Annotated in this window: 5 protein-coding genes; all 5 read left to right on the plus strand. The window is 39.1% G+C overall.

Annotated elements, in window-relative coordinates:
• Nucleotides 1-201: 201 nt before the first annotated feature.
• The 5 genes from ald (at nt 202) to radA (ending at nt 6,208) form a co-directional block, all read left to right on the plus strand.
• Nucleotides 202-1,320, plus strand: coding sequence for an alanine dehydrogenase (ald, locus tag JQM81_RS13080; protein ID WP_235234228.1), 1,119 nt, complete (start codon nt 202-204; stop codon nt 1,318-1,320).
• 133 nt (nt 1,321-1,453) lie between these two features.
• Nucleotides 1,454-1,837 (plus strand): GntR family transcriptional regulator, encoded by a 384-nt coding sequence (locus JQM81_RS13085; RefSeq protein WP_235234230.1) that lies wholly within the window; start codon nt 1,454-1,456, stop codon nt 1,835-1,837.
• Nucleotides 1,834-4,272: an ATP-dependent Clp protease ATP-binding subunit gene (locus JQM81_RS13090; protein ID WP_235234231.1), complete on the plus strand. Its 2,439-nt coding sequence runs from the start codon at nt 1,834-1,836 to the stop codon at nt 4,270-4,272. Before JQM81_RS13085 ends, JQM81_RS13090 begins: the two co-directional genes overlap by 4 nt.
• A 56-nt stretch (nt 4,273-4,328) precedes the next feature.
• Entirely contained in the window at nt 4,329-4,742 is a 414-nt protein-coding gene (locus JQM81_RS13095) for an endosialidase (protein ID WP_235234233.1), read from the plus strand.
• A 107-nt stretch (nt 4,743-4,849) separates the two neighbouring features.
• Nucleotides 4,850-6,208 carry a DNA repair protein RadA gene (radA, locus tag JQM81_RS13100; RefSeq protein ID WP_235234235.1) on the plus strand — a complete coding sequence of 453 codons (1,359 nt, stop codon included), beginning with the start codon at nt 4,850-4,852 and terminating at the stop codon, nt 6,206-6,208.
• The last annotated feature ends 446 nt before the right edge of the window (nt 6,209-6,654 follow it).

The following is a 6,654-nucleotide window of genomic DNA, read 5'->3' on the forward strand; positions in this document are numbered from 1 at the left end:
ATTTTATCAATACAATTAAAAGTTTTGTGAAAAAAATAACTTTTGTTGAATAATATAGATGCATGTGTTAGTCTAATTTTAGAGACAAATGAATAATATTCTTCACAAAAAATTGGGAGTGAAAAATATTGTTCAAAAAATGTCAATGTCGGAACGAGCGACAGACTATTAACTTAGTGTAAGAGTAGGAGGTAGATTGAAATGAAAGTAGGATGCGTAAAAGAAATTAAGAACAATGAATTTCGCGTAGGTATGACACCAGATAATGCAAAAAGTTATGTAAATGCAGGTCATGAAGTTTATATTGAGAAAGGTGCTGGAATTGGTTCTGGATTTTCAGATGAAGAATATGCAGCAGCTGGAGCAAAGTTATTAGATACAGCAAAAGAGGTATGGGATATTTCTGAGATGATGGTTAAGGTTAAAGAGCCATTGCCAGAAGAGTATCCATTATTCCATGAAGGGCTTATCCTTTATACGTATCTTCATCTTGCAGCTGACAAACCGCAGACAGATGCGCTTTTGAATGGCAAGGTAAAAGGTGTTGCTTATGAGACATTATTTGACCCAAGAAATGGAGGCCTTCCACTTCTTGCACCAATGAGCCAGATTGCCGGACGTCTCAGTATCCAGGAAGGTGCTAAATATCTTGAAAAGAGATTTGGTGGAGAAGGTGTTCTTCTTGCAGGTGTTCCAGGAACTCCAAAGGCTAACATCGTAATCCTTGGTGGTGGTAATGTAGGAACAAACGCTTGTAAGATTGCAGTTGGAATGGGCGCTAATGTAACAATTATGGATATTAGCCTTCCAAGATTAGCTTATCTGGATGACCTTTTCGGAGCACGTGTTCAGACATTAGTTTCTACAGATGCTAATATTGAAAAAGCAGTAAAAGAGGCTGATCTTGTTATCGGTTGTGTATTGATTCCAGGAAAATCTGCACCGAAGATCTTTAAGAAGAAATATCTGAAAGAGATGAAACCAGGTGCTGTATTCGTAGACGTTGCAGTTGACCAGGGTGGATGTGGCGAGACAACAAAGGTTACATATCATGATGACCCAATCTTCGTAGAAGATGGCGTTGTTCACTACTGTGTAGGAAATATGCCAGGAGCAGTTCCAAGAACATCAACAATTGCTCTTACAAATGCTACATTAAGCTATGGTCTGCAGATTGCAAACAAAGGCTTAGAGCAGGCTTGTAAAGATAACGAAGTTATCTACTCTGCAATCAATACATATGATGGAAAACTGACCTGCAAGAACGTTGCAGACAGCTTCGATTGCTATGAATATGTAGATATCAAGACACTTTGCTAATTAATATTAAAATTTCCAAACTTAATTCCTTCAAAGTTGCAAAGGGGGCTTACAATTTAGGTTGTAAGCTCCCTTTACTTATGTTATATTATATATATAACAAAAGACACAAGGTTTAGAAAAAGGTGATACTATGCTGATAGAGATTGACTTTAATAGTGATGAAGCGATATACGTTCAGCTGCAAAATCAGATTATTTTGGGAATTGCGACAGATATGATACAAGAGGGAGACAGTCTTCCTTCGGTCAGACAGCTGGCTGAGACTGTAGGCATTAATATGCACACGGTGAATAAAGCATATGCAATTCTGAAGCAAGAAGGATTTATTCAGCTTGACAGGAGGAAAGGCGCAGTAATTGCGATTGATGTTGATAAAGCAAGAGCGCTTCTCGAAATGAAGGAACGAATGCGGATTTTATTGGCAAAAGGAAGATGCAAGAACATTTCGAGGGAAGAAGTGCATGCATTGGTAGATGAGATATTTGACGAATATGGAAAGGGAAAGACAGAATGAATTATACAGAACAGGCGAATAGTGTTTTGCAGATTGCAAAGAAGACTGCAAAAGATTTAAACCATCCCTATGTTGGAACGGAACATCTGCTTCTTGGATTGCGAAAAGTTTATAGTGGAGTTGCGGGACAGATTTTGGCCACGAATGGTGTGGATGAAGAGAAGATTTTAAAAATTGTAGATGAACTGGTATCTCAGACGGGAGACGTATCGGTAAAATATCAGCCGGAATTTAGTCCTAGATTGGAATATATTTTAGAGGAAAGTAAAACAGAAGCAATACATTCCCGTTCGGATAAGATTGGGACAGAGCATATGTTGCTGGCGCTAATGCATGATGCGGATTGTGTTGCTACACGTATATTACTTACTTTAAATATTAATATACAAAAGATGTACCAGGACATCTTGATGGTACTTGGATTGGATCCGAAGGAATATCAGGAAGATATGATGCAGGAGGGTGCATCGAAAAAAGAGGGGGTTCTAGAGCGATTTGGGACCGATTTGACGGTACGGGCCGAAGAGGGAAAACTCGACCCTGTAATTGGAAGAGAAGAAGAAATCAGTCGTCTGATGCAAGTGTTGAGTAGAAGAACGAAAAACAATCCTTGCCTGGTAGGAGAACCGGGAGTGGGAAAGACGGCAGTAATTGAAGGCCTTGCGTCGCGGATTGCATCTGGTGTTGTGCCGGAAGGAATGAAGGATAAGAGAATTCTTATGATGGATCTGGCGGCGATGGTAGCAGGCTCAAAGTATCGTGGAGAATTTGAAGAAAGAATGAAGCGGCTGATCCAGGAAGTGAAAGCAGCTGGTAATGTGATTCTGTTCCTTGATGAAGTGCATACGATTATCGGTGCAGGAGGGGCAGAAGGTGCGATGGATGCATCCAATATATTAAAACCTTCACTGGCACGCGGGGAGTTGCAATTGATTGGTGCGACCACGATAGCCGAATATCGTAAATATATTGAAAAAGATGCGGCTTTAGAGAGGCGGTTTCAACCAATAACTGTAGAAGAGCCAACAGAAGAACACTGCCTGGATATTTTAAAAGGTCTATGTGCAAAATATGAAGAGCATCATCATGTGATGATAGAAGAAGAAGCATTATGTGCAGCTGTTAGATTGTCGAGTCGATATATTAATGACAGGTTTCTTCCGGATAAAGCGATAGATGTCTTGGATGAAGCTTGCTCAAAAGTCAGCCTGCGAGGATTTAAAGTTCCTGAAAATATATATCGTTTGGAAGAGACTGTGTGTGAATTGTCAAATGAGTTGGAAGAAGCAATTCGCAATGGAAATATGCAGGAGGCTTCTTTGCTTCATAAAGAGCAGGAAGAGATAATGCAGAGGCTGGAGCAGATGAAGAAACGTTTTGAAAAAAGGAACGCCGGGAAAAAGGTTATAGTGACAGAAAATGATATTGCAGATGTTGTGTCACAATGGACAAAGATACCTGTACAAAGACTTGCGGAATCTGAAAGCGCAAGACTGAATAAACTGGAACAGACACTTCATAAACGTGTGATCGGCCAGGATGAAGCCGTTACTGCGGTAGCAAAATCAATCAAAAGGGGAAGAGTGGGACTTAAAGATCCGACACGTCCAATCGGTTCATTCCTGTTCCTGGGACCAACGGGTGTAGGCAAGACAGAATTGTCTAAAGCGTTGGCAGAAGCACTTTTTGGAAATGAAGAATCCATGATACGAGTTGACATGTCGGAATACATGGAAAAGCACAGCGTTGCAAAAATGATTGGTTCTCCGCCGGGATACGTGGGACATGATGATGGCGGCCAGCTTAGCGAACAGGTTAGACGACATCCATATTCAGTGATTCTGTTTGATGAGATTGAAAAAGCGCATCCAGATGTATTTAATATTCTTTTGCAGGTTCTCGATGATGGTCATATTACAGATTCTCAGGGAAGAAAAGTAGATTTTCGCAATACAGTGATCATTATGACATCAAATGCGGGAGCACAGGCAATTATTGATCCGAAAAAACTGGGCTTTAATGTGAAAGAAGATGAGGCTGGAGATTACAAGAGGATGAAGAATAATGTAATGAATGAAATAAAATTAATCTTCCGACCAGAATTTTTGAACCGTATTGATGAGATTCTTGTATTCCATCCGCTGAATAAAGATCAGATGAAAAAGATCGTGGGATTAATGTGTAGAGAATTGATATCTCGAGCCAAAGAACAACTGGGAATTCAGCTTATTATCAGAGATTCTGTGAAAAAGCATATTGTAGAAACGGGAACTGATCAAAAATATGGGGCGCGTCCGTTACGGAGAGCTGTTCAAAATCAACTAGAAGATAAATTGGCAGAAGCTATTCTTAGTGGGGAGATTAAACGGGGTTCCGAAGTGATAGTTGGAATGTCTAAAAAAGAAATAAAATTTGTCCCTAAGACTACAAATTAATATATTTTTGATATATAATAAGGGGTACAAAAGAAGAACCTTAGGAGGAGAAACAAATGGCAGCAGTGAAAGAACTTTTGAAAGCCGAAGCAGATGGAACACTTAGTTTTGGAGATTATACATTAGGCAGCAAAACAAAACTGGATGGATTCGAATTTCAGGGGGACTTATATAAGGTAAAGACATTTGCTGAGATTACAAAGTTAGAGAAAAACGGTATGTTTGTATACGAATCTGTACCGGGAACATCTGTTGAGAACTTTAAGGCAAGTGAAGATATTGTGTCGTTTAAAGTGTCAGGAACCAAAGATGCACAGTTTACTTTGGAATTAGAGGCGGATAGCGAATACGTTGTATACATGGATGATGTAAATGTGGGAGATATGAGGACTAATTTAAGTGGTAAGTTGAGTGTAAGTGCTGAATTAGAGCCTGATAAATCTGTTGAAGTAAAAGTAGTAAAAAAATAATGATAGTACCATAAAAGGGCTGCTGATTGCAGCCCTTTTTCTGAATAAAGAGAGATGTTGTTAGCTGACAAAATATATAAGTATCATTGAAACATCAGGAGAGAGATATGGCAAAAGCAAAGAAAAGTATTTTTTTCTGTCAGAATTGTGGACATGAAGAGAGTAAATGGCTGGGGCAATGCCCTGCATGTAAGGAGTGGAATACATTCGTAGAAGAAAAAGTGACTTCAATAAAGCAGGTGGCAGTAAAAGAACGTAAAGAGACGAAAGTAGTTACTTTGACAAGTATTACTACAGATGAAGATGAAAGGATGAAAACAGGAATTGATGAACTGGATCGTGTTCTGGGAGGAGGAATTGTACCGGGATCTTTGGTATTGGTAGGAGGCGATCCGGGAATCGGGAAATCAACTCTGCTTCTTCAGGTGTGTCAAAGACTGTCCGCAATGAATAAAAAAATATTATATATATCAGGAGAAGAGTCTCTGAAGCAGATCAAACTGAGAGCAAATCGAATGGGGACATTTGCAGAGACCTTATATCTTTTGTGCGAAACGAGCCTGGATATCATAAAAAATGTTATTGAACAGCAGAAGCCAGATATGGTCGTGATTGATTCTATCCAGACGATGTATAATGAAGAAGTGGAATCCGCACCGGGAAGTGTGTCGCAGGTAAGAGAATCTACGAATATATTTATGCAGTTGGCAAAAGGATTGAATATTTCTATATTTATTGTCGGACATGTAACAAAAGAAGGAACAGTGGCTGGACCACGTGTGCTGGAGCATATGGTGGACACAGTGCTTTATTTTGAGGGAGACAGGCATGCTTCGTATCGCATCTTGCGAGGAGTTAAGAATCGTTTTGGATCAACGAACGAAATAGGTGTGTTTGAGATGCAAAAAAGCGGTCTGGCAGAAGTGGAGAATCCATCAGAATTCATGCTAAGTGGAAAGCCTGAAAATGCATCTGGATCAGTCGTTGCCTGTGCAATGGAAGGAACAAGACCAATGCTTTTGGAAATTCAGGCGCTTGTATGCAGGAGTAATTTTGGAATGCCGAGAAGGACGGCGGCGGGACTTGATTATAATAGAGTGAACCTATTGATGGCAGTATTGGAAAAGAGAGTGGGACTTCCTTTGTCAAATTATGATGCATATGTAAATATTGCTGGGGGCATGAAAATGAATGAACCGGCGGTAGACTTAGGAATCGTGATGGCGATTGCGTCTAGTTATAAAAATAAACCTGTACCTGAAGATGCAATTGTATTTGGAGAAGTAGGTTTAAGTGGAGAAGTCCGGGCAGTAACTATGCCAGAACAGAGAGTGGCAGAGGCAAAAAAACTTGGATTTAAAACATGTATTGTTCCAGAGGTTTCTGTAAAGAACATCGGAAAAGTGGCTGGAATAGAAGTAATTGGAATTAAATCCGTGAATCAGGCAATGAATCTTTTGACATAATTAGTAAAGAGTAATTGTGGTGAGAAAAGTAGAGAATATCTCGAACAAATTGTGCGAATTGTATAAATAAAATAAAAAATAAAAATAATATTGACAATTCCAGATTCTATGTGTTATCCTAACAAAGCTGACGAAAGAGACATCTGAGAGATTGCTAGAAAAGAAGCGTTAGCAAAAAAGATTAAAATACTTGTTGACATTTGTCGACAAGTATGGTAATCTAAATAAGCTGTCGGTTGAGCGATGATTCGCAATGAAAGAACGACGAAAAATAAATTTAAAAAAGTTGTTGACAAGCGAGAAAACATATGATATATTGATATGGCTGTCGCGAATGAGACAACAAAACAAAGAACCTTGATAATTAAACAATAGACAACAACCCTGAAGATTTCTTTAAGAGAAAAATTCAGAACGAGACATTTAGATGTCGACCTTAAAACAGT

Source organism: Faecalicatena contorta (assembly GCF_021531895.1).
Lineage (GTDB): Bacteria > Bacillota > Clostridia > Lachnospirales > Lachnospiraceae > JAFBIX01.

Bases quoted from the DNA above. Each gene is read 5' to 3' on its own strand.
- ald (WP_235234228.1), top strand. From the start codon at position 202: ATGAAAGTAGGATGCGTAAAAGAAATTAAGAACAATGAATTTCGCGTA.
- JQM81_RS13085 (WP_235234230.1), top strand. From the start codon at position 1,454: ATGCTGATAGAGATTGACTTTAATAGTGATGAAGCGATATACGTTCAG.
- JQM81_RS13090 (WP_235234231.1), top strand. From the start codon at position 1,834: ATGAATTATACAGAACAGGCGAATAGTGTTTTGCAGATTGCAAAGAAG.
- JQM81_RS13095 (WP_235234233.1), top strand. From the start codon at position 4,329: ATGGCAGCAGTGAAAGAACTTTTGAAAGCCGAAGCAGATGGAACACTT.
- radA (WP_235234235.1), top strand. From the start codon at position 4,850: ATGGCAAAAGCAAAGAAAAGTATTTTTTTCTGTCAGAATTGTGGACAT.